Annotated in this window: 22 protein-coding genes; 17 read left to right on the top strand and 5 right to left on the bottom strand. The window is 68.8% G+C overall.

Features of this window, described 5'->3' with window-relative positions; all coding sequences use genetic code 11:
* The first annotated feature begins 39 nt into the window (after nucleotides 1-39).
* From QE377_RS10995 to QE377_RS11015, 5 genes are all read left to right on the top strand, one after another.
* Nucleotides 40-393, top strand: a complete 354-nt coding sequence (locus QE377_RS10995; protein WP_307322979.1) for a helix-turn-helix transcriptional regulator — start codon at nucleotides 40-42, stop codon at nucleotides 391-393.
* Nucleotides 394-402: 9 nt separating this feature from the next.
* Nucleotides 403-1,800, top strand: a complete 1,398-nt coding sequence (locus QE377_RS11000) for an ABC transporter substrate-binding protein (protein ID WP_307322981.1) — start codon at nucleotides 403-405, stop codon at nucleotides 1,798-1,800.
* Nucleotides 1,801-1,967: 167 nt separating this feature from the next.
* Nucleotides 1,968-2,675, top strand: coding sequence for a nitrile hydratase subunit beta (gene nthB, locus QE377_RS11005; protein ID WP_307322984.1), 708 nt, complete (start codon nucleotides 1,968-1,970; stop codon nucleotides 2,673-2,675).
* Complete coding sequence (gene nthA / locus QE377_RS11010) at nucleotides 2,672-3,280, top strand: nitrile hydratase subunit alpha (protein WP_307322986.1); 609 nt, start codon at nucleotides 2,672-2,674, stop codon at nucleotides 3,278-3,280. Before nthB ends, nthA begins: the two co-directional genes overlap by 4 nt.
* On the top strand, nucleotides 3,277-3,708 hold the full coding sequence (locus tag QE377_RS11015; RefSeq protein ID WP_307322988.1) for a nitrile hydratase accessory protein: 432 nt from the start codon (nucleotides 3,277-3,279) through the stop codon (nucleotides 3,706-3,708). The genes nthA and QE377_RS11015 overlap by 4 nt, the downstream gene beginning before the upstream one ends.
* Nucleotides 3,709-4,013: 305 nt before the next feature.
* Here the strand turns inward: QE377_RS11015 and QE377_RS11020 are convergent, their stop codons facing one another.
* A complete protein-coding gene (locus QE377_RS11020; protein WP_307325967.1) occupies nucleotides 4,014-4,388 on the bottom strand; it encodes a dihydrofolate reductase family protein in 375 nt (124 codons plus the stop codon).
* Between QE377_RS11020 and QE377_RS11025 the strand changes: the two genes are divergently transcribed.
* Both QE377_RS11025 and QE377_RS11030 read left to right on the top strand, forming a co-directional pair.
* Nucleotides 4,375-4,644: a hypothetical protein gene (locus tag QE377_RS11025; protein WP_307322991.1), complete on the top strand. Its 270-nt coding sequence runs from the start codon at nucleotides 4,375-4,377 to the stop codon at nucleotides 4,642-4,644. The two genes, QE377_RS11020 and QE377_RS11025, sit on opposite strands and share 14 nt — an antisense overlap.
* A gap of 37 nt (nucleotides 4,645-4,681) precedes the next feature.
* Complete coding sequence (locus QE377_RS11030; RefSeq protein ID WP_307322994.1) at nucleotides 4,682-5,248, top strand: TetR/AcrR family transcriptional regulator; 567 nt, start codon at nucleotides 4,682-4,684, stop codon at nucleotides 5,246-5,248.
* Between the two features lie 26 nt (nucleotides 5,249-5,274).
* Here the strand turns inward: QE377_RS11030 and QE377_RS11035 are convergent, their stop codons facing one another.
* Nucleotides 5,275-6,216 (bottom strand): LysR family transcriptional regulator, encoded by a 942-nt coding sequence (locus QE377_RS11035; RefSeq protein WP_307322998.1) that lies wholly within the window; start codon nucleotides 6,214-6,216, stop codon nucleotides 5,275-5,277.
* A gap of 121 nt (nucleotides 6,217-6,337) precedes the next feature.
* Between QE377_RS11035 and QE377_RS11040 the strand changes: the two genes are divergently transcribed.
* Both QE377_RS11040 and QE377_RS11045 read left to right on the top strand, forming a co-directional pair.
* A complete protein-coding gene (locus tag QE377_RS11040; RefSeq protein ID WP_307323000.1) occupies nucleotides 6,338-7,330 on the top strand; it encodes a putative oxygenase MesX in 993 nt (330 codons plus the stop codon).
* Nucleotides 7,327-8,367, top strand: a complete 1,041-nt coding sequence (locus QE377_RS11045) for a methionine synthase (RefSeq protein WP_307323002.1) — start codon at nucleotides 7,327-7,329, stop codon at nucleotides 8,365-8,367. The genes QE377_RS11040 and QE377_RS11045 overlap by 4 nt, the downstream gene beginning before the upstream one ends.
* A 9-nt stretch (nucleotides 8,368-8,376) precedes the next feature.
* Here the strand turns inward: QE377_RS11045 and QE377_RS11050 are convergent, their stop codons facing one another.
* The gene (locus QE377_RS11050; RefSeq protein WP_307323004.1) at nucleotides 8,377-9,927 is read right to left on the bottom strand and encodes a PucR family transcriptional regulator ligand-binding domain-containing protein; all 1,551 of its coding nucleotides are present in this window, start codon (nucleotides 9,925-9,927) and stop codon (nucleotides 8,377-8,379) included.
* A gap of 124 nt (nucleotides 9,928-10,051) precedes the next feature.
* On the opposite strand from QE377_RS11050, the gene QE377_RS11055 reads away from it, so the two are divergent.
* The 3 genes from QE377_RS11055 to QE377_RS11065 are packed head-to-tail and all read left to right on the top strand — an operon-like array spanning nucleotide 10,052 to nucleotide 13,524.
* On the top strand, nucleotides 10,052-11,515 hold the full coding sequence (locus QE377_RS11055) for a cytosine permease (protein ID WP_307323006.1): 1,464 nt from the start codon (nucleotides 10,052-10,054) through the stop codon (nucleotides 11,513-11,515).
* A 45-nt stretch (nucleotides 11,516-11,560) separates the two neighbouring features.
* On the top strand, nucleotides 11,561-13,081 hold the full coding sequence (locus tag QE377_RS11060; protein ID WP_307323008.1) for an amidohydrolase family protein: 1,521 nt from the start codon (nucleotides 11,561-11,563) through the stop codon (nucleotides 13,079-13,081).
* A gap of 38 nt (nucleotides 13,082-13,119) precedes the next feature.
* Nucleotides 13,120-13,524 carry a VOC family protein gene (locus QE377_RS11065; RefSeq protein ID WP_307323010.1) on the top strand — a complete coding sequence of 135 codons (405 nt, stop codon included), beginning with the start codon at nucleotides 13,120-13,122 and terminating at the stop codon, nucleotides 13,522-13,524.
* On the opposite strand, the gene QE377_RS11070 is transcribed toward QE377_RS11065, so the two are convergent.
* Nucleotides 13,521-14,552 carry a LacI family DNA-binding transcriptional regulator gene (locus tag QE377_RS11070; protein WP_307323012.1) on the bottom strand — a complete coding sequence of 344 codons (1,032 nt, stop codon included), beginning with the start codon at nucleotides 14,550-14,552 and terminating at the stop codon, nucleotides 13,521-13,523. The two genes, QE377_RS11065 and QE377_RS11070, sit on opposite strands and share 4 nt — an antisense overlap.
* Nucleotides 14,553-14,726: 174 nt before the next feature.
* Between QE377_RS11070 and QE377_RS11075 the strand changes: the two genes are divergently transcribed.
* From QE377_RS11075 to QE377_RS11095, 5 genes are read left to right on the top strand one after another with little or no spacing between them, the layout of a single operon-like run.
* The gene (locus tag QE377_RS11075) at nucleotides 14,727-16,085 is read left to right on the top strand and encodes an ABC transporter substrate-binding protein (protein WP_307323015.1); all 1,359 of its coding nucleotides are present in this window, start codon (nucleotides 14,727-14,729) and stop codon (nucleotides 16,083-16,085) included.
* The gene (locus tag QE377_RS11080) at nucleotides 16,082-17,050 is read left to right on the top strand and encodes a carbohydrate ABC transporter permease (RefSeq protein WP_307323017.1); all 969 of its coding nucleotides are present in this window, start codon (nucleotides 16,082-16,084) and stop codon (nucleotides 17,048-17,050) included. Before QE377_RS11075 ends, QE377_RS11080 begins: the two co-directional genes overlap by 4 nt.
* Nucleotides 17,047-17,871, top strand: a complete 825-nt coding sequence (locus QE377_RS11085; protein WP_307323019.1) for a carbohydrate ABC transporter permease — start codon at nucleotides 17,047-17,049, stop codon at nucleotides 17,869-17,871. Before QE377_RS11080 ends, QE377_RS11085 begins: the two co-directional genes overlap by 4 nt.
* Nucleotides 17,872-17,908: 37 nt before the next feature.
* A complete protein-coding gene (locus QE377_RS11090) occupies nucleotides 17,909-18,865 on the top strand; it encodes a family 43 glycosylhydrolase (protein WP_307323022.1) in 957 nt (318 codons plus the stop codon).
* Nucleotides 18,862-20,064, top strand: coding sequence for a serine hydrolase domain-containing protein (locus QE377_RS11095; RefSeq protein WP_307323024.1), 1,203 nt, complete (start codon nucleotides 18,862-18,864; stop codon nucleotides 20,062-20,064). The genes QE377_RS11090 and QE377_RS11095 overlap by 4 nt, the downstream gene beginning before the upstream one ends.
* Here QE377_RS11095 and QE377_RS11100 read toward each other — a convergent pair.
* Nucleotides 20,061-20,996: an SDR family oxidoreductase gene (locus QE377_RS11100; RefSeq protein ID WP_307323026.1), complete on the bottom strand. Its 936-nt coding sequence runs from the start codon at nucleotides 20,994-20,996 to the stop codon at nucleotides 20,061-20,063. The two genes, QE377_RS11095 and QE377_RS11100, sit on opposite strands and share 4 nt — an antisense overlap.
* Nucleotides 20,997-21,044 lie beyond the last annotated feature (48 nt).

Here is a 21,044-nt window from a genome sequence, read left to right on the forward strand (position 1 = left end):
CTCCCGACATCGCGGCTGCACGAGGAGAAGAGGGTGGTCATGGATGCCGACAGTGTGTTCGACTCCCTCTCCAGCTCGGTCCGCCGCGACATCCTGACTTTTCTCTCGACGCACGGTGATGCCAGTGCCGGAGAGATCGCGGATGCCATCTCGGACGTCGGGCGTACGGCGGTATCCACCCACCTGCGTATTCTTCGTTCGTCGGGTCTGGTCAGTGAGCGACGCGCCGGACGTCAGCGGTTCTACTCTCTCGATCGCGAGGGTTCGGCCATGATCGCCGTCGGCTACTTCCAGTCGCTGATGCGCAACGCTCTCGAGGATGCCGAGAGCGGAAAGGCTGCGGTGACTCCCGTGTCCGCCTCGCCCGCATCTCGGGCTCGACGCGCCGGCTGATCCACGCGCGTGTCGGGCATCGTCCTCACAGCGACGCGCGACGTGGCGTTGACGCCGGAGGCGGTTTTCGAGACGCTCGGCAGCTGGTTGTTCGGCGCGTCGTTCGAGCGGCTCGAGGTCGGCCGGCCCTTGACGCTGACGGTGCCGTTCGGGGGTGCCGCTTCAGGTTTCACCATTTTCGGGCGGATCAGGCGCATCGTCTGGGGGCAGTCGATCGTCATCGAGCACTCGCAACCGTGGCGCGGCACGGTGCGCCTTCGTCTCACACCGCTCCCGATCGGCGCCCGCGTCACCCTCTCGTGCGATGTGGATGACGCGGGCGTGGGGTGGATGGTCCGGCGAACAGGAATCCCGTCATCCGCCCCCGAGAGCGCGCGGGGGAGGCGCTGGGGCCTTCTCACGACGAAGTCCGGGTCCGGCGCGGTCTTCGCCCTGGGGACGGAGAATGCCGCGCTGCTGGCGATCGACGAGCTCAACGCCGCGGGCGCGGGGATGGAGAACGACCTCGTCGTGGGTGACGACGGGACCGACCCGGCCATGGCGGCGGTCGAGGCCGAGCGACTCATCGCCGCCGGATGCCGGGTCATCGTGGCCGCTGTCATCTCCGCGAGCTTCACGGCCGTGCAGCAGGTCGCCCAGCGCCACGGCGTACTGGCGGTGCATTCCGTGCTCAATGAAGGGGGGCGCCCGGCGCGCTCGGTGCTGCGACTCGGTGAGCGCCCGGCGGATCAGCTGCGCGCTGCCCTCACGCCGCTCATGCGAGAGACCGGCGGGTCGCGCTGCTACATCGTGGGGCATACGTACTCGTGGTCACGCTCGGCGGCCCGTGTCGCGAGAGGAATGCTGGCGGATCTGGGGGCCGGCGTGGCCGGTGAGGCCCGCCTCCCGCTGGGCCACCACGATTACGCTCCCGTCGTCGAGCGGATTCGGCGATCGGGCGCCGATCTGGTGCTCTCCACTCTCGTCGGCGACGACGAGGTGCGTTTCGAGCGGTCCAGCCACGAGCTCGGACTCCGATCGACGGCGACCACTTTGTCGCTCGTTCTCGACGAATCGACCCGGGAGCACATCGGCGCCGAACAGAGCGCCGGCGTATGGGCGGCGATGGGGTACTTCGAGGCGTCTCCCTCATCCGTGAACCAGGCGTTCGTCGCCCGGTATCGTGCCCGTTTCGGGGCATGGGCGCCGCCCTTGTCGAGCCTTTCGGAGTCTGTCTACAGCACCATCCTCCTTCTCGAGCGCGCCCTTGCCGACGATCCGGACGCGACCGCCGACGCGTGGGCACGGGCGGTACGCCAGGTGCGGTTGGAGACGCCGCGCGGTCTCCTCACCTTCGGCGACGGAGAGACCTATGCGTCGACGATCCGCGTGGCCATCGCAGGGCAGACCGGCTTCCACCTGCTCTGAGCCACGGTTTGTGTCGCGCGTGTGAAGTTTTCCGCGCGGTGCGATGTCGACGCTTGACGATCCGGTTCTCTACGCGTTCTGTATATGACAACGTGTCAGTGCGTCGTGACGCAATGACATGACAAGGGGGCAGTCCGTCCCCGTCTGACCGAGAAAGAGAGCGAGATATGAACGGAGTGTTCGACCTCGCCGGCACCGATGGAATCGGCCCCGTCGTCGTGCCGGAGAGCGAACCTGTCTTCCGCAGCGAGTGGGAGAAGGCCGTCTTCCCCATGTTCGCGATGTGCTTCCGCGCGGGCTTCTTCGGCGTCGACGAGTTCCGTCACGGGATCGAGCTCATCGATCCTGTGGTCTACCTCACGTCGCCCTACTACGAGCACTGGGTCCACACCGTCGAGCATTACGGCGAGAAGCGTGGGGTGCTGGATCTCGATGAACTCGACCGTCGCACCGCGTACTACCTCGCCCATCCCGACGCGCCCCTGCCCGAACACGCTGACGACCCCGATCTGCTCGCGTTCGTCGATGCCGTCGTGAAAGCCGGAGCCACCGCGAAGCGGGAGTCCGACGTGCCCCCCGCGTTTCGGGTCGGTGACATCGTCCGTGTGGAGCGCGACGCGCCGCACGGGCACACGCGCCGAGCGCGATACGTCCGTGGCGCGGTCGGAGAGATCGTGATGGCGCATGGCGTCTTCATCTACCCCGACACTGCCGGCAACGGTCTGGGCGAGGCGCCGGAGCACGTCTACACGGTGAGATTCATCGCCGAAGAACTCTGGGGGTCCGGGGCCGATCAACCGCGGGACTCCGTCTACTTCGATGTCTGGGAGCCCTACATCGAACTCGTCGAGCGCAAGGAAGAGAACGCAGCATGAGTGCACACATCCGCAGCCAGGAAGAGATCGCCGCACGCGTGAAGGCCCTGGAGTCGATGCTGATCGACAAGGGCATCATGACGACACAGGCGATCGACCGCATGGTCGAGATCTATGAGAACGAGGTCGGACCGCAGCTGGGCGCTCGTGTCGTCGCCAAGGCGTGGGCGGACCCCGAGTTCAAGGCCCGCTTGCTCCACGATGCGTCGGAGGCGTGCGCGGAGCTGGGCATCAGCGGTCTGCAGGGCGAGGACATGGTCGTCGTCGAGGACACCCCGGAGGTCCACAACGTCATCGTCTGCACGCTGTGCTCCTGCTACCCCTGGCCCGTCCTCGGATTGCCGCCGAACTGGTACAAGGACCCCCAGTACCGCGCGGCGATCACTCGCGAGCCTCGGAAGGTGCTCAGTGAAGCGTTCTCCTACGACCTGCCGACGGACGTCGAGGTGCGCGTCTGGGATTCCAGCAGCGAGATGCGCTACTGGGTGCTCCCGCAGCGGCCCGCCGGTACGGAGGGGTGGACCGAGGAACAGCTCTACGAGCTGGTGACCCGTGACTCCATGATCGGTGTGGGAGCGACCAAGGCCCCCGAGGAGCTGTCGTGACATCCGTTCTGCCATCGCCGTACGTCGATGACGGCGACCTGGAGCGGGATCGCCGTCGGGTTGCGGAGCTCGTGTGCGATCTGCCCGGGGGTTCACCGGATCAGTTGTCCTTCGAGAGCCCGTGGGAGATCCGCGCCTTCGCCCTCGCCGTGACGGCTTACCACGCGAAGAAGTTCGACTGGGCGCAGTTCCAGAGCGCGCTGATCGCCTCCATCTCCGAATGGGAGGCGCGCGGCGGCGACCGGGAAAGCGACCCCTGGTCGTACTACGAGCACTGGCTCGTGGCGCTCGAAGACGTGATGGTGGAGGCGGGCGATGTCGATCCGTCCGCCCTCGATGCGCGCACCACAGAAGTGCTGGCCACCCCTGCCAACCGCAACCATCACGAGGCGCACCCGGAACCGATCGCCATCGATCCGGCTCGATGATGATGCACGAGGGAGGGGCGAGTGCCCCTCCCTCGTGCATCCCGGTTCACTCCGCGCACGGTCAGACGTAGCTCCGGATCGACAGGCGTGGGCCTCTCGGTCGTGTCAGCTGCGGTGCCGCTCGAAGAGCTCAGCCGTCTCCGCGGCAATGCGGTCGTGAACGCGCCGCCGGCGGATGTCTGCGCCACGGTAGTGCGGGAACGCCGCTGACACAATCATCTCGGCCATGCCGCGATCCTCTCATCTGGCCGCGTCACAGCACGAGTGAGGGCATGCGGCCGCCGCGTCGTACGCGCGCGCCCTCGTCAGAGGGATGTTCTATCGGCGGAGGTTATCGCGGGTGACGCGTACTCCTCGACGACGACGCCCGAGCCGAAGGCGCGAGTGCGGATGAGATCGAACGGGCGCGGTGCGTAGGGTGCGTTGCCGATGAGAGGGATCGCGCGCCCGAGCGCGACGGGGTTGCGTTTCAGGATGAGACGGTCGATATCCGGCAGCAGGGTGCCCGCGAGCTCACCGCCGCCGCACAGCCAGATGCCCGAGCCGTCTTCCTCTTTCAGGCTGCGAACGGTGGCGAGAGGATCGGCGGTGAGCGAGATCGCCGGCGCGACTTCGCGCGCTCGGCGGCTGGCGACGATCTGGTACAGGTGCGGGTAGGGGCTGTCGATGCCGACCTCCAGCGCGGGCGCGAGGGTGTTCCACCCCCATGATCACGGTGTCGAACCTGGTTCGCGGCGGCTCGATGCCCATCGCCGCGTGCGCGTGCGCGGGCAGCGCGTCGGCGTACTCCTCGAAGACGGCCGAGGCGTGATCGCCCTCGACGAGGAAGGCGTCGAACCCGCCGCCCGGATCGGCGATGGAACCGTCGATGCTGACGGCGACCTAGCAGGAAAGCTCTCGCATGCTCACTTCAATCACGACGGGTGTCCTGGTTGAACTACAGCAGGCGTTGTGGTTTGGCTAGCACGGGGTCATGGTCCGAGATGACGAACGCCGATCTGCGCTCGCCGATGCGGGGATCCGCGTGCTCGCGGAGGAAGGGGCGAGGGGTCTCACCCACCGTGCGGTGGATGCCATCGCCGGCACTCCGCGGGGCACCGCGTCCAACTACTTCCCCACGCGCGGAGATCTCGTCTCCGCATTGACGAATCGCATCGAAGAGCGGCTGACCCCCGACCCGGACGTCATCGCGTCACGCGATTCCCGCTCGCCGGACGGGGCGCTGTTCGCGGAGTACCTGCAGGACGTGGTGCGGCGCCTGAGCGCCGACCCGCACGTCTCGCTTGCGCTCTTCGAGCTCCGACTCGAAGCGGCGCGCAAGCCCGCTGTCGCCGCGGCGCTGGGAGCCTGGCGACAGCGCGCTCTCCTCGACGATGTGGCGTTCAACGAGGCCGCCGGCCTTCCCGGCGGGAGGACCGAGATCGCATTGCTCCACTTCGCGATCGACGGGCTCCTGCTCGACCATCTCACAGTGCCGCTCGACACCGGTCTCACGGTCGAGGCGGCCGTGGATGAGCTCGTCGATCGGATCCTTCCGTAGGAGTAGATCCGGGCGGGGATAGCCCCCTACCGCAACACTTCCACACCGAAGCCCGACACCACCGCCCGCACCTCGTCGAGGTAGCGCTGCGCCTGTTCGGTGAGCCCGAGGGCGGCCTGACCGATCCAGCCGATCTCGATCCTCACGTCGACCTCGAGGGGGACGGCGACGATCTCGGGATCGAGGTCGTCGCTGATGATGCCCGTGGAGATCGTGTAGCCGCCGAGACCGATCATGAGGTTGAAGATCGTCGCGCGGTCGGACACCCGGATCTCCTGCTTCGCGGAGAGGGTCGAGAGGATCTCCTCAGCGAGGTAGAACGAGTTGTTCGCACCCTGATCGAAGGTGAGTCGCGGCAGATCGGCGAGGTCGTCGAGTGTCGCACGACCCCGTGCGGCGAGCGGGTTCTTCCGCGAGATGAAGATGTGCGGCTCGGCGAAGAACAGCGGATGGAAGGCCAGCCCCGCATCGCGGAGCAGCTTGTTGATCACGTTCCGGTTGACGTCGTCGCGGTACAGGATGCCGATCTCGCTGCGGAGCGTGCGGACGTCCTCGATGATGTCCCACGTGCGCGTCTCGCGCAGCGAGAACTCGTACTCCGCCGCGCCGAAGCTCCTCACCATCCGCACGAACGCGTCCACGGCGAACGAGTAGTGTTGCGTGGACACGCCGAGCAGGCGCCGGGCCGGGGGCCGGCCGAGATAACGCTGCTCGAGGAGCGCGACCTGCTCGACGACCTGCCGGGCGTAGCCGAGGAACTCGGTGCCGTCCGCGGTGAGCGTCACGCCCCGTGCCGACCGGATGAGGAGGGCTCGCCCGACGCGGGCCTCGAGGTCTTTCATCGCCGCCGACATCGTCGGCTGCGAGACGTAGAGCAGATCGGCCGCGGCGGAGATCGATCCCTCCGCCGCGACCTCCACGAAGTAGTGGAGCTGTTGCAGCGAAATGCCTGCGGAGGTCTTTGCCATAGTCGAAGGCTATAGCAGCGCATAGTCACGCCGAATTACCCGATGGGTGCGGATCCTCGGCACGATGACACGACAACCCCTGCGCGACCCACCGGCCGCGTGAGATCCCGATTGGCTGCGCATGACGAACGAACTCGCGTTCCGCATCTCCACGACCCCGTTCGACGAGGACTACTCGCCTTCCGCCGAGTCCCGTGCCACGACGAACTTCGCCAACCTCGCCCGCGGGGAGGATCGGCAGCAGAACCTCCGCAACGTTCTCACGATGATCGATCGCCGGTGCAACGACCTCGCCCGGTGGGACAACCCTGACGGCGACCGGTACGCCGTCGATCTCGAGATCGTCTCGGTGGATGCGGGGCTGACCGCCGACGGCGAAGAGCGCCACTTCCCCCTGCTCGAGGTGCTCGACCTCCACATCCGCGACCTGCACACCGGCGTCCGCCATCACGGGATCGTGGGCAACAACTTCTCGTCCTACGTGCGCGACTTCGACTTCAGCGTGCGCCTTCCCGCCGTCACCGCTGATGCCGGCGCCTTCACGGTCCCCGATGACTTCGGCGCCCTGCACGGTGCGCTGTTCCAGGCGTTCCTGGACTCGGACGCCTACCGTGCGCGCTTCGAGGCGCCGCCGGTGATCTGCATCAGCGTCTCGACGACCAAGACGTACCGTCGCACCGACAACACGCATCCGGTGCTCGGTGTCGAGTACCTCCAGAGCGAGTACTCGCTGACCGACGAGTATTTCGCCCGCATGGGGCTTCGGGTGCGCTACTTCATGCCCGCGGGTGCCGCGGCGCCGCTGGCGTTCTACTTCCGGGGCGACCTGGCCAACGACTATACGAACCTGCAGCTCATCGGCACGATCAGCACGATGGAGAGCTTCCAGAAGATCTACCGCCCGGAGATCTACAACGCGAACGCGGCCGCGGGCCGCGTCTACCGCCCGAGCCTGGAGCACGGCGACTTCTCGCGCACGCAGGTCGACTACGACCGCGTCGAGCGCGCGCAGCTGGCGATCACGCAGGGAACCTACGCGGCAGAGCACTTCCTGACGCCCTACGGTGATGTGCTCGCACGATGGGCTGGTCTCGAGCCGGCACTCGCCCGATGAATCTCGCAGAGACGCCCGCGCTGCTGCCGACCGCGATCGTCGGGAGCCTCCCGAAGCCCTCGTGGCTCGCGAAGCCGGAAGTCCTCTGGTCTCCGTGGGAGCTGGCGGGTGGGGCCCTCGTCGAGGGCAAGCAGGACGCGTTGCGCATCGCCGTGCAGGAGCAGCAGCGTCGTGGCATCGACATCGTCAGCGACGGCGAGCAGACCCGCCAGCACTTCGTGACGACCTTCATCGAGCACCTGGCGGGCGTCGATTTCGAGCGCCGCGAGACGGTGCGCATCCGCGACCGCTACGACGCGAGTGTGCCCACCGTCGTGGGCACCGTGAGTCGGCCCGAGCCGGTCTTCGTCGACGACGCGCGGTTCCTCCGCCAGCAGACGGACCGCCCCCTGAAGTGGGCGCTTCCCGGCCCCATGACGATGATCGACACGCTCGCCGACCGCCACTACAGAAGTCGCGAGAAGCTGGCGTGGGAGTTCGCGGTCATCCTCAACGAGGAGGCCAAGGAGCTCGAGGCGGCCGGTATCGACGTCATCCAGTTCGACGAGCCCGCCTTCAACGTCTTCTTCGACGAGATGCGCGACTGGGGAGTGGCCACGCTGGAGCGCGCGGCCGAGGGGCTGCGGGCGGAGACCGTCGTGCACATCTGCTACGGCTACGGCATCGAGGCGAACACCCGGTGGAAGCAGACGCTGGGGTCCGAATGGCGCCAGTACGAGGAGTCCTTCCCGCTTCTGCAGCGGTCGGCGATCGACATCGTGTCGCTCGAGAGCCACGGCTCCCGCGTACCCATGGAGCTCATCGGACTCCTGCGCGGCAAGAAGGTCATGCTCGGCGCCATCGACGTCGCCACCGACGAGATCGAGACGCCCGAGGAGGTCGCCGACACCCTCCGTGAGGCGCTCCACTACGTCGACGCCGACAAGCTGATGCCCAGCACCAACTGCGGCATGGCGCCGCTGTCGCGGGAGGTGGCCCTCGCGAAGCTCAGCGCGCTGAGCGCCGGCGCCGCGATCGTGCGCGAGGAGCGGGCCTGACCCACGCCGTCACGCGTTCGCGCGGCCCACAGCATGCTGCTTCGCGTCGGCCGCAGCGGCGGCCTGTCGCCGCGCCTGTTCGAGGAACACCGCGGTGAGCACCGCACCGATCCGCGCCGACCCCGGCTCGAGTGGACCGATGACACCGGTGATCCGCTCGAAGCGCTGATAGAAGGTCTGCCGGTGGATACCGAGGGATGCGGCGGCATCCGTCTTGCTGCCGAGATTCTCGGCCAGTGCACGCAGCGTGTCGAACAGCTCGCCGTGTGAGACGGCGTCCCGATCGAGCAGGGCGCCGATCTGCTCGTCGATGAACTCCGCGACCGGCTCGATCTGCGACAGCAGCGGCCAGAGTCGCGTCACGGCGATGCTCGCCGCATCCACCACCGGATCCGACAGAGACGTGTACGGCACGCTCTCCCGCGCGGAGCGCACGGCTCGCACGGCCCGGTCCACGCTCGCGCTTGTGGGTCCGACCGCGGCACGCACTCCGCCGCGAGCGGCGAGGAGGCGCAGCGCATCCGTCACCGCACCGCGCACGTTCTGCGCGTCCCATGACGGGGCGAACCCCACGATGCCGACGTACTGGCCGTCGGCGAACTGCCCGGTCGAACGCGGCGAGATCCCGCCGATCGCCTCCTGCACGGCCGCGACGTCAGAGGCGGCGTCGAGTTCGACGACGAATGGGATGAACCGGTCGTCGGGCTCGAATCCCAGCCGCACGGCCAGCGTCGTGAGCTCCCGCGCGTGCTCGGCGGCCGAGGTCCGCGGTCCGCTCGACGCCAGCAGCGAGATGAAGCGGCTGCGGCGCCGGTCGTGGGGAGAGAGCGGATGCGTGCGCAGCAGCGCGATGGCGAGGATCTCGGGCGCCCGTGACAGCGCGCCCGAGATGAGGTGGATGTCGGCGTCCGCCGCCGGGCGCAGCGTCAGCGTGGCGACGACCGTGCCGCCGAACGACACCGGTGCGGTGTACTCGATGCCGAGCGACGGCGTGTCGGCGTCGACGAGCGCGACTCCCAGCGTCTGCCCGGACAGTGACGTGAGCTGCGCCGAAGAGTTCGCCTGATCGCGGATGAGGGCGAGCAGCTGATCGATGCTCGCAAGATTCTCGATCGCCTCGGAGAGCGCGAGGGAGATCCGATCGGCGATGCGCAGGCGCCGCAGGCTCACGTCGGCGAGCTGGCTGTTGATGCTCTCGCAGATCTGCACGAACGGCACCCGGCGCCGCAGGTGGATCACAGGCAGGCCATTCGCCTCCGCGTGCTCGACGAGCGCCTCGGGGATGCGGGGGAGTCGGGGCGTCGTCTCCACGGCGAGCGCGGCGATGTCGCGCGCGATCAGCGTGTCGACATAGGTGCGCAGCTGAACCGCATCCGCCGTGACCAGATTGACCCCCTCCATGAGGATGAGCTCCCCACCGCGCAGGAGCGGCGCGATGTCGAGCTGTTCGCTCGCGTGCACCCAGCGCACATCCACCTCGGATGCGGTGCCGCACACGAGTTCGGGTTCGGTCTTCTGGACGACGGCGTCCGCGAGGATCTGATCGAGCAGGAGGGGCATACATTCTGTCCATTCGCCGTGACCGCGAGTTTACAGAGCGCCGCGAGCGCGGAAACACCGCCGCCGCATGCTGGGTGGCGACCCGCTCCACTGATCGCTTCACCTCGCGAGAAGGACACCGCCCATGTCTTCTGCCAGTCCGCACGACATCGAAGAGACCCTCCAGCCGATCCCGGAATCCGCCCGCACGACCCGCGTGTCCGGCCAGTTCTGGATCTGGATGGGGGCCAACATCGCCCCCATCAACTGGGTGCTGGGAGCTCTCGGCATCAGTATGGGGCTCAGCCTGCTCGACACGATGCTCGTGCTCGTGATCGGCAACCTGATCGGCATGGGCCTGTTCGGCATCTTCGTGCTGTTCGGCCAGAAGACCGGCGTCACCGGCATGCTCCTCGGCCGTGCCGTGTTCGGTCGCCGCGGCAACTACCTGCCCTCGGTGATCCAGGCCGTGGTGGTCATCGGATGGTGCGCCGTCAACACGTGGATCGTCCTCGATCTCGTGACGGCCCTGCTCGGCGAGCTGGGCTGGCTGGATCCGACCCAGGCCAACATCGGCTGGAAGATCGGCATCGCCGCCCTCATCATGGCGATCCAGGTGGGCGTGGCGCTCGCCGGATACAAGGCGATCGCGGCGTTCGAGCGGTGGACGGTGCCCCCGACGGTGCTCGTGCTGGTGATCATGTCGATCGTCGCGTGGTTCTTCCTCGACATCGACTGGGGCTACTCCGGCCCCGCCGGCGCGGAGCTCTCCGGCGGCGACCGCATCGTCGCCATGTCGGCGGTCATGACCGCGATCGGCATCGGCTGGGGCATCACCTGGCTGACCTATGCGGCGGACTACTCGCGCTTCATCAGCACGAGCGTGCCCCGTCGCAAGCTCTATCTGGCAAGCGCCCTGGGCCAGTTCATCCCCGTCATCTGGCTCGGTCTGCTCGGGGCCTCCCTCGCCACGAAGAACGGCACGGTCGATCCCGGCCAGCTCATCGTCGAGAACTTCGGCGCCCTCGCCATCCCGGTCCTGCTGCTGGTGCTGCACGGGCCCATCGCGACCAATGTGCTCAACATCTACAGCTTCAGCGTCGCCGCCCAGGCGCTCGACCTCAAGGTCGGACGCAAGGCCCTCAACATCCTCGTCGGCGTGCTCTCGCTCGCCGCCGCCGTCTTCTTCATCTTCCAGGAGGATGCGGCCCAGACCCTCGACGCGTGGCTTGTCGGGGTCGTCGGCTGGGTCGCCACGTGGGGCGCGATCATGCTCGTGCACTACGGCATCTTCGAGCGCCGCTCGCGCCGGTTCGACCACCTGTTCGACGCCGTCGGCTCGAAGCGTCTGCCCGACGTCAACCCCCGCGCGATCATCGCCTTCTTCGTCGGGATCGTCTTCACCTGGCTGTTCCTGAACGGCATGGTGCCGGCGCTGCAGGGTCTCGGCTCGCAGGCGCTCGGAGGCCTCGACATCTCGTGGCTCACGGGCGGCGTCGCCGCCGGCCTCACCTACTGGCTGCTGGCCCGCACCAGCCACAAGCGCTGGGTCGAGGTGCAGCAGTTCACGGCGACGCCGGAGCCCCGCGAGACCGTGTCCACCCGCTGAGGATCCCCGCCCCGCCTCGCCCCCACCCCTCGACGGAGAACCACCATGAGCACCTTCATCCGCGACGCCCACGTCATCACCATGGACCCCATCTCGGGCAGCACCCCGCTCGTGCGCAGCATCCGCATCGCCGACGGCGTCATCGTCGCGATCGGCGAGCACCTCGAGCCCGAGCCGGGCGACGAGATCATCGAGGGTCACGACCGCCTGGTCGCACCCGGTTTCGTGAACGCACACACCCACTCGTGGGAGATGTTCTACAAGGGCCGCTACGACAACCTGCCGCTCGAGATGTGGATGGCGATGTCGTATCCGATCCTCGGCGACAGTCGTGTCGCGCCGGACCTCGTGCGTCTTCGCACGACCCTCTTCGGCATCGAATCGCTCAAGGCGGGGGTGACGACGCTCGTCGACGACGTGCTCGAGACGCCGGGGCAGGATCACGAGCAGCTCGCCGCAGTCTTCGACGCCTACGAGCAGCTGGGCGTGCGGGCGAACATCTCGGGACACGTCATCAACCGCCCCTTCCTCGACACGGTGCCCTTCGCCGAGGAGTACCTGCCCGGCGACGTGGTGCGCGAGATCCGCGCCGCGCACGTGCCGTCCACCGAGGAGTATCTGAGGTTCGCCCGCGAGGCCTTCGCCGCCCACCACGGTCGCGCGAACGGCCGGCTGCGGTTCATGGTCGCGCCCTCCGCCCCGCAGCGGTGCGAGCCCGCGCTGCTGACCGGGGCGACCGAGATGGCACTCGAGTTCGCGGCGGAGTGCCACATCCACGTGCTCGAGACCAAGACGCAGCTGGTCACCGGGGACGAGTCGTACGGCGGGAGCCTGGTCGCCTACATGGCGTCGATCGGTGCGCTCTCGCCGAACACGACGCTCGCGCACGGGATCTGGCTCACGGATGCCGACATGCACACCGTCGCTGCGGCGGGCACCTCGATCTCGCACAACCCCATCTCCAACCTCAAGCTCGGCTCGGGGATCGCCGCGTGGCGCAAGCTGCAGGACGCGGGCGTCAACCTGGGCCTCGGCACGGACGGCTGCTCGAGCAGCGATTCGCCGCGCATGCTCGATGTCGTCAAGACCGCGGCTCTGCTGCACAAGGTGACAGAGCCGGGCATCGACCGGTGGCCCACGGTCGCCGAGGTGCTGGCCGCCGCCACGATCGGGGGAGCGCGCAGCGCCGTGCTCGACGACGCCGTGGGCTCGCTCGAGGTCGGCAAGCAGGCGGACCTGGTGATCTACGACCTCGAGACCATGGCGTTCACGCCCCGTCAGAAGCTCGACCTGCAACTCGTCTACTCCGAGAACGGCTCCTCGATCGACATCGTCATGGTGCAGGGCCGCGTGGTCGTCGCCGGCGGCGAAGTGATCACGGTCGACGAGCGCGCCGCACGGGCCGAGCTCGCCGAGCGTCTCGACGAGATCATCGAGCGTCAGGACCGCCTCGACGAGCGCAACCAGGCGGTGATACCCGGTCTCGCGCGCATGTACGAGCGCGCGACGTCCACGCCGGGCGCCGTCAACCGCTTCAGCGGCGACGAGCGCGCCTGGCTCGTCTGATCGCGCCGCGGGTCGGGGATGGGCGGTAGCCTGCCGGAATGGCCGCCCCCGTCCCGTACCTGCAGTTCGCCGGCATCGCCGCCGACGCGTTGAAGACCTACCGCGACGTGTTCGGCGGTGAGCTGGAGCTCCACACCTTCGCCGAGTTCGGCCGCCAGGACGGCGCGCCGTCCTGGGTCGCGCACGGCGAGCTGCGCGGACCCGTCGACCTGTTCGGCTCGGATGCGGCAGACGGTGCCGCATCCGTCCAGGTGCACGGCGTGCTGTTCGCGCTCCTCGGCGCCGGCGACGCGGCCACGTGCCGGCGATGGTTCGACGCGCTCGCCGCGACGGGAACCGTCATCGAGGCCATGGGGGAGCGTCCGTGGGGCGACGTCGACGGTCAGGTGCGCGACGCGTTCGGGGTGACCTGGCTGATCGGCTATTCGCCCGCCGGGGCTTAGCCGAGGGTCGCCGACCGGATGGAGGCGCGTACGACGACCGGCATCTCCACGAGGTGGATGCCGGGCGGCGGGCCGTCCGGCTCGAGCAGGAGCTCGACCGCGCGACGGCCCATCTCCTCGTGCGGCAACCCGATGGTGGTCAGGCCAGGTCGCAGGTAGGCCGCGAGCTCGTCGTTGTCGAAGGAGACGAGCGACACGTCGTCGGGGATGCCGAGGCCTGCCTCCGCCAGCGCCTGCGAGGCGCCGAAGGCCAGCCGGTCGTTGAGGCAGATGATCGCCGTCAGCCGCTCGCCCTCTGCCAGAAGTCGTGCGATCACTTCGTGGCCGCTCGCCGGCTCCCACAGCCAGATGGATTCCGAGCGCGCCAGGGTCATCCCTCGCTCGCGCAGGGCATCGGACATGCCGCGGATGCGGGACGCGACCGTCTCGGAGCGGAACACGTCGCGCTCCGCCTCGGCGTCGTAGCCGAGCAGCACGATGCCCTCGGTGATACCGGCGTCGGCGAGCAGTTCGACCGCCCGTCGCCCGCCGGTCTCCTCGTCGGGGAGCACGCTGCAGGTGTGCACGTCGTTCGTCGCGTTGAGCATCACGATACGCGTGCGGGAGGGCAAGGGTGGGACGAAGGTCTCCCGCGCCCGCATGGAGGCGAAGATGATGCCGTCGACCTGGCGATCCAGCAGTGCCGAGACCGCTTCGACCTCGCGTTCCGGCTCACCGCCGGTCTCAGCGACGAGCACGACGTGCCCCGCCGCCTCCGCCGCCTCGAGGGAGCCCTTGATGAGTCCGCTCGCGAAGCGGGTCGTCGCGACGTGATCGGAGACGAAGCCGATCGTGTGGGTCGTGTCGGTGCGCAGTGCTCTGGCCGCGACGTTCGGCCGGTATCCGAGCTCGGATGCGGCGGCGTGCACGCGCTCATGGGCATCGGCCGACAAGCGGGTGTCGGGGCGGCCGTTGAGGATCATCGACGCCGCTGACGGCGACAGCCCGGCCCTGCGCGCGACATCCGCAAGGGTGACTCGCTTGCCCACGCACACCTCCTCGAATGCTCCCCCAGCGTACGCGGAGCGGACATTGACACTGGGGACCCAGTATGCGCACAATGTGCGTGCTAAATCCATTCAGCAGCCGGATCGGCGAGAAGATGACCCGATCTTCCCGTCATCCGGAGCCGTGTTTTGCACCACAGACAAAGGAGTCGCCCCATGACCACGACACCGCACCGCCGCCTGCGTCGCTCAGGGCCGTTCGCCCTGCTGGCGATCACCGGGCTCGCCGTAGCCGCTCTGACGGCCTGCGCGCCGGGAGCCGCGGCACCGGCCGCCCAGAACGACGTCACCGTTTCGACCGAGCTCACCTCCGACCCGGTCGAGCTGACGATCGCCGACGAGACGGGCTTCCCGGTCACCGACAAGCTGACCGAGGAGTTCACCAAGCAGCACCCGAACGTGACCTTCACCATCACCCGTGACACGTTCCAGAACCTGACGGCCAACGCCCCCAAGCTGCTCGCGAGCGCGACACCGCCCGACCTCATCCGCCTCCCCACCCTGGGTGACACGGTGCGCGACGGTCTCGTCGCCAACCTCGACCCGTACTTCGATGCCTACGGCTGGGATGCGTGGCCCGCCTCGCAGCTCGCACCGCTGCGGATGAGCGAGGACGGCATCCGCGGCTCGGGTTCGCTGTACCAGCTCGGGCTCGGCTACAGCATCACCGGCATCTACATGAACGACAAGCTCGCCGCCCAGCTCGGGATCGACGCACCGCCGCAGACGCTCGCCGAGCTCGAGGACGACATGGCCAAGGCCAAGGCCGCCGGCATCCTGCCGATCATGGCCGGTGACAAGGACGGCGTCGTCAACTTCGTCGTGCAGGCGGCGATGAACCAGTACGTGGACAAGGACCAGTTCCTGTCGTGGATGTTCAACGAGCCGGGCGCCCGCTACGACGAAGAGGGCAACGTGAAGGGCGCCGAGCTCGTGCGCAAGTGGGCGGACGCGGGCTACTTCCCGTCCGACATCAACGCGATCGACTACTTCACCTTCACGAGCCGGTTCGGTGAGGGCGAGGGGCTGTTCACCTTCAACGGCAACTGGGAGGCGGCGAACTACCAGAAGGCCCTCGGCTCCGACGTGTCGTTCTTCCTCGTCCCGCCGGCGGAGGCCGGAGGCGACCACGTCGCCATGGGCGCGGCGAACTCCTTCTCCGTGGCGGCCAAGTCGGCGCACCTGAACGAGATCGTGTACTTCCTCAACTGGGTGCACACCGACCCGACCGCGCGCCAGATCATCGTGGATGTCACCGGTGCCTCGCCCGGCGGCGACCCGTCGCTCGAGCAGCCGAAGGTCGAATCCGGCTCGCTCATCGAGGATGCGCTCGCGATGTCCGCGCAGATCGGCGCCGAGAACGGCCAGGTCGACTTCATGGCCAACACGACCGCCGGCATCTACGCCGGATCGATCATCCCCGAGTCGCAGCTGCTGGTGACGAGCCAGATCACGGGCAAGGAGTTCGTGGACCGCGTGCAGGCGTTCTACGAGAAGGAGGTCGGCGGCAAATGACCGACCCTGCGGTCGCCGCTGTTGCGGCACCCCGACCCGACGGCACCGCCGCGGCGACGACCGCACCCCCGCGCCGGGCCGCCGCCAAGGCGGCCGCCCGGCGCGGGACGCTCGCGGGTTGGCTGCTGCTCGTGCCGGCGCTCGCGGCCTACGTGTCGTTCGTCGTCTGGCCCCTCATCCAGGGGGTGCAGTACTCCTTCTACGACTGGAACGGCATCGGCGTCGCCCGTTGGGTGGGGGTGGACAACTACCTCACCGTCTTCACCGACCCCGACCTGCTCGGCGCGATCCGCAACGCCTTCGTGCTGATCGCGTTCTTCACGATCATCCCCGTGGGCGCGGGTCTCGTGCTCGCGACCCTCATCCGGGGACTGCGCTCGAAGGCGTTCGCCGCCTCGGCGCAGACGGTGCTCTTCCTGCCGCAGATCATCCCGCTGGCTGCAGCGGGTATCGCCTGGTCCTGGATGTACGCGCAGACCGGCGCGGTCAACCAGATCCTGGGATGGCTGGGCCTCGGGTGGATCACCCGCCCCTGGCTCGCTGACTACGGCACGGCACTTCCCGCTGTCGGTCTGATCGGATCGTGGGTGCTGACGGGGCTGTGCACCGTGCTGCTGCTCACCGGCCTCGGCAAGATCGACGTCTCGCTCTACGAGGCGGTTCGGCTCGACGGGGCCGGGTGGTGGCGCGAGTTCTTCACCATCACCCTCCCCGGGCTGCGCCAGGAGATCGCCGTCCTCGTGACCGTCACCGTCATCGCCGCGCTGTCCAGCTTCGACATCATCTACACCTCGACGCAGGGCGGCCCGGGCCGGGCCACTCTCGTGCCGGGCCTGTCCATCTTCCGCATCGGGTTCACCCAGAGCGACGTCGGCCTCGCATCCGCCTTCGGCATCGTGCTGATGGTGCTGGTGCTCGTCGTCGTCCTGCCCATCCAACGACTCTCGAGAGCGAGCGACTCGTGATCGCCAGCCGCACCGAGCGTGTGCTCGGTTACCTCCTGCTCAGCGTGGCGGTGATCGTCACCATGCTGCCGCTGGTCAGCATGTTCTCGGCCGCCCTGCAGCCCGCCGACCGCAACCCGACCGGACTCACCTGGCCGACCGACCCGCAGTGGGGCAACTTCGCCACCGCGTTCGAGACGGGCCACGTCTGGCAGCTGATGGGCTCCAGCATGCTCATCGTTCTCGGCGTCGTGCCGGCGAGTCTCATCGCGGCCACCCTCGCCGGGTTCGCGCTCGGATCGCTCCAGGTGCGTTTCGGGCGGGGCGTGCTGGTGTTCTTCATCCTGGGCCTGACGATCCCGTTCGAGGCCCTCATCATCCCGCTCTACTACCAGGCGCAGTCGCTCGGCACCGTGAACACCCCGTGGGCGGTGATCTTCCCGCTCATCGGGCTGTACATGCCGTTCGGTGTGTTCTGGATGCGCGCCCACTTCATCAACGTGCCCAGGGAGCTCTCCGAGGCGGCCCGCGTGGACGGGGCGTCGCTCTGGCGTGAGTTCCGCAGCATCCAGCTCCCGCTCGCGATGCCCGCGCTCTCCGCTCTGGCGATCCTGCTTTTCATCTGGACGTGGAACCAGTTCCTGCTTCCGGTCGTGCTCATCGCCGACCCGCTGCAGCGGACGGTCGCGGGTGCGCTGACCTTCTTCCAGGGGCAGTACTCGCTCAGCATCCCGCTGCTGAATGCGGGGGCGTTGATCATCATCACGCCCGCGGTCGTGCTCTTCCTCATCTTCCAGCGGCAGTTCATCCGTGCGCTCGTGCAAGGCGCCGTCAAGGGCTGAGCGACCCTTCCCCTTCCCCATTCATGAGGAGAACTCTGTGACGTTCACGCTGCCCGACCACTGGGTCTGGGACTTCTGGTTCGCCCGCGACGGCGACACCCACCACATGTACTTCCTGCAGGCGCCGACCTCGCTCGGAGATCCCGATCTGCGCCACCGCAATGCGACGGTCGGTCACGCCACCTCCACCGACCTGCGGACGTGGACCGTCCACGGCACGGTGCTGCGGCCGTCGGGCGGGGCGGCGCCGGATGCGACGGCCACGTGGACGGGCAGCGTCGTCCGCGACGCGCAGATCTGGCGGATGTTCTACACGGGCTCGCGGTTCCTCGACTCCGCGGCGCACACGAACGTGGAGACGGTGCTGGCCGCATCCGCATCGGAGCCGGGCAACTGGGCGAAGGATGCGTCGGTCGTCGTCGCCGCAGACCCGCGGTGGTACGAGACGCTGGATGACGGCACTTGGCACGAACAGGCATGGCGCGATCCGTGGGTCTTCGCCGACCCCGCCGGAGACGAGTGGCACATGCTCGTCACCGCGCGCGCCGCGGGCCATGGCGACCGCGACGCCGGGGTGATCGGCCACGCCCGCTCGGACGACCTCTCGCGCTGGGAGGTGCGTCCGCCGCTCAGCGTCCCCGGTGCGGGTTTCGCGCACCTCGAAGTCCCTCAGCTGGTGCAGATCGACGGCCGATGGGCGCTCATCTTCTCGTGCGATTCCGCGCACCTCGCCGGGACGCGGACCGGTGCGCGGGGCGGGATCTGGGCGGTGGCCCTCGACGATCCGCTCGGGCCCTACCCCGTGGACCGGGCCGTGCTCGTCGCGAGCGAGAAGCTCTACAGCGGTCGCATCACGCAGGATGCGACCGGGCGCGATGTGATGCTCGCGTTCGAGAACGTCGGCACGGACGGCGTCTTCGTGGGCGCGCTGTCGGATCCGCTTCCGGTGCGCTGGGAGAACGACCGTCTCATCGTCGAGGAGAGCGCAGCATGATCGAGATCAACGGCCACATCGCCCCCGGCTTCGAGGCGGTCGGCGACGCCTTCGCGGCGGCGTTCGAGGGGCTTCCGCGGATGGGGGGAGCTCTGGCGATCCGCGTCGACGGCCGAAGCGTCATCGATCTCTGGGCCGGTTCCGCGGACGCGCGCACCGACCGTCCGTGGGAGCGCGAGACCCCGTCGGTGATCTTCTCCTGCTCCAAGGGTCTGATGTCGATCCTCGTCGCCCGGCTCGCCGCATCCGGGCGGGTCGATCTGGACGGCCCCCTGGCCGCACTGTGGCCGGAGTTCGGCCAGCACGGCAAGGATGCGGTGACGGTCGGCGACGCGCTGGCGCACCGCGCGGGGGTGCCGGCGCTGAGCGTCGATCTGACGACCGAGGACGTGCTCGACTTCGACCGTGTCGCCGCGCTGCTCGCGGCGCAGGAACCCCTCTGGACACCGGGGGAGGCGTGGGCGTACCACGCGCTCACGCACGGCTGGATCTCGGGCGAGATCGTGCGTCGGGCGAGCGGGCTCGCCCCGGCCGCGGCGTTCCGCGAGATGGCCGATCTGCTCGGTGCGGACGCGTGGCTCGGGTTGCCGCCCGAGCGCGCCGGCTCGGCCGCGCACCTGTTCGTCGGTGCCTCCCTCCAAGGCCTCGTGGCACAGCAGGCTGCTCGGCGCGCACCCGGAGCGGTCGACTGGGGCGATCGTGCCATGACCCTCGGCGGCGCTCTGCCGCCGACTCTCGTGGGCGAGGCGGCGGGCTTCAACACGCCGGCGGTGCAGGCCGCCGTCATCCCCGGGGCCGGGGTCGTCGCCACGGCGCGCGCCGTCGCAGCGATGTGGTCGGCGACCGTGTCCGAGACCGACGGGGTGCGGCTGCTCGACGACGACACCGTCATCGCGGCCACGCGCGAGCGCACGGCGGGACCGCCGTTCTTCGACGCGCCGGCGCCGTGGCCGCGCTGGGGCGCCGGGTTCCAGCTCGACTCCGAGGCGCGGCGGTACCTCGGACCGTCGAGCTTCGGCCACGACGGCGCGGGCGGGCAGGTCGCGTTCGCCGATCTCGACAGCAGGGTCGGCTTCTCGTTCGTCACGAACTGGATGGAGGCCGTCGACGATCACCGGGCGACGCGGATCGTGGACGCGCTCCGCGAGGTCGTGGCCTCGTCCCCGAGGGCCGGCTCCGACAGGCGCCGGCGGGCCTAGTCGACCAGCGAGAAGGAGACCCCGACGAGGTCTGCGGAGGTGTCGAACACCCGCACCCCTTCCTCGGCGTTGCGCAGCGGCTTGTAGAGCGACTGCTCACCGGGCTTGCCGCCGACGCGGCCGAACCCGGTCGGGCCGTAGAACCTCCCCGGCTCGCCCATGGTCGCCGCCATCAGCGCCGGCAACCCCGCGGACTCGACCGTGCCCGTCAGCCCGAGCCGCGTCATCCGTTCGATGCCGCGCCGGCCGGACAGGGCCTCGGCCCGCCCGATCTCGGGACGGGCGGCGAGCAGATTCGTCGGGGCGACGCCCGGGTGCGAGATGTTGCTCGTGATACCCCAGCCGGCCGCGACGCTGCGCTTCTGCAGCTCCAGCGCCCAGAGTCCGAAGGCGATCTTCGACTGGCGGTAGGCCCTCATCCCGTCGTACGAGCGCTCTGCGTTGAGGTCGTCCCAATTGATCTTCCCGCTCGCCGCGGCGATGCTCAGCTGCGAGGTGATCCGGGCTTTGCCCGCCCTCAGCAGCGGCAGCAGCCGGGCGGTCAGGGCGACGTGACCGAGGTGGTTGGTGCCCCACTGCAGTTCGAAGCCGTCGGCCGTGGTCTGCCGGTCGGGCGGTGTCATGACGCCCGCGTTGTTGATGAGCACGTGGATCGGGGCGCCCGCCGCGGTCAGGGTCTCGGCGAGCCCGGCGACCGACGCGAGCGACGAGAGGTCGAGGTCGTGCAGGGTGATGGTCGCGTTCGGGGCGGCGTCGCGGATGGCGGCGACCGCCGCCTCGCCCTTCGTGCGGTTGCGTACCGGGAGGATCAGTTCAGCGCCGGCTGCGGCGAGGCGGGTGGCGATGCGCAGACCCATGCCGTCGCTGCCGCCCGTGAGGAGGGCGCGCTTTCCGGTGAGGTTCGGGATGTCGAGAGTGATCTGTCGAGGCATGTTCCCACTGTCCGGGGGCGATCCGCCGGCATCCAGGGACAGACGATC

The organism is Microbacterium sp. SORGH_AS_0862 (genome assembly GCF_030818795.1).
Classification (GTDB): domain Bacteria; phylum Actinomycetota; class Actinomycetes; order Actinomycetales; family Microbacteriaceae; genus Microbacterium.

Bases quoted from the DNA above. Each gene is read 5' to 3' on its own strand.
- QE377_RS11050 (WP_307323004.1), bottom strand. From the start codon at position 9,927: ATGCCCCTCCTGCTCGATCAGATCCTCGCGGACGCCGTCGTCCAGAAG.
- QE377_RS11100 (WP_307323026.1), bottom strand. From the start codon at position 20,996: ATGCCTCGACAGATCACTCTCGACATCCCGAACCTCACCGGAAAGCGC.
- nthB (WP_307322984.1), top strand. From the start codon at position 1,968: ATGAACGGAGTGTTCGACCTCGCCGGCACCGATGGAATCGGCCCCGTC.
- QE377_RS11045 (WP_307323002.1), top strand. From the start codon at position 7,327: ATGAATCTCGCAGAGACGCCCGCGCTGCTGCCGACCGCGATCGTCGGG.
- QE377_RS11095 (WP_307323024.1), top strand. From the start codon at position 18,862: ATGATCGAGATCAACGGCCACATCGCCCCCGGCTTCGAGGCGGTCGGC.
- QE377_RS11025 (WP_307322991.1), top strand. From the start codon at position 4,375: ATGCCGACCTCCAGCGCGGGCGCGAGGGTGTTCCACCCCCATGATCAC.
- nthA (WP_307322986.1), top strand. From the start codon at position 2,672: ATGAGTGCACACATCCGCAGCCAGGAAGAGATCGCCGCACGCGTGAAG.
- QE377_RS11030 (WP_307322994.1), top strand. From the start codon at position 4,682: ATGGTCCGAGATGACGAACGCCGATCTGCGCTCGCCGATGCGGGGATC.
- QE377_RS11040 (WP_307323000.1), top strand. From the start codon at position 6,338: ATGACGAACGAACTCGCGTTCCGCATCTCCACGACCCCGTTCGACGAG.
- QE377_RS11075 (WP_307323015.1), top strand. From the start codon at position 14,727: ATGACCACGACACCGCACCGCCGCCTGCGTCGCTCAGGGCCGTTCGCC.
- QE377_RS11065 (WP_307323010.1), top strand. From the start codon at position 13,120: ATGGCCGCCCCCGTCCCGTACCTGCAGTTCGCCGGCATCGCCGCCGAC.
- QE377_RS11080 (WP_307323017.1), top strand. From the start codon at position 16,082: ATGACCGACCCTGCGGTCGCCGCTGTTGCGGCACCCCGACCCGACGGC.
- QE377_RS11060 (WP_307323008.1), top strand. From the start codon at position 11,561: ATGAGCACCTTCATCCGCGACGCCCACGTCATCACCATGGACCCCATC.
- QE377_RS11055 (WP_307323006.1), top strand. From the start codon at position 10,052: ATGTCTTCTGCCAGTCCGCACGACATCGAAGAGACCCTCCAGCCGATC.
- QE377_RS11035 (WP_307322998.1), bottom strand. From the start codon at position 6,216: ATGGCAAAGACCTCCGCAGGCATTTCGCTGCAACAGCTCCACTACTTC.
- QE377_RS10995 (WP_307322979.1), top strand. From the start codon at position 40: ATGGATGCCGACAGTGTGTTCGACTCCCTCTCCAGCTCGGTCCGCCGC.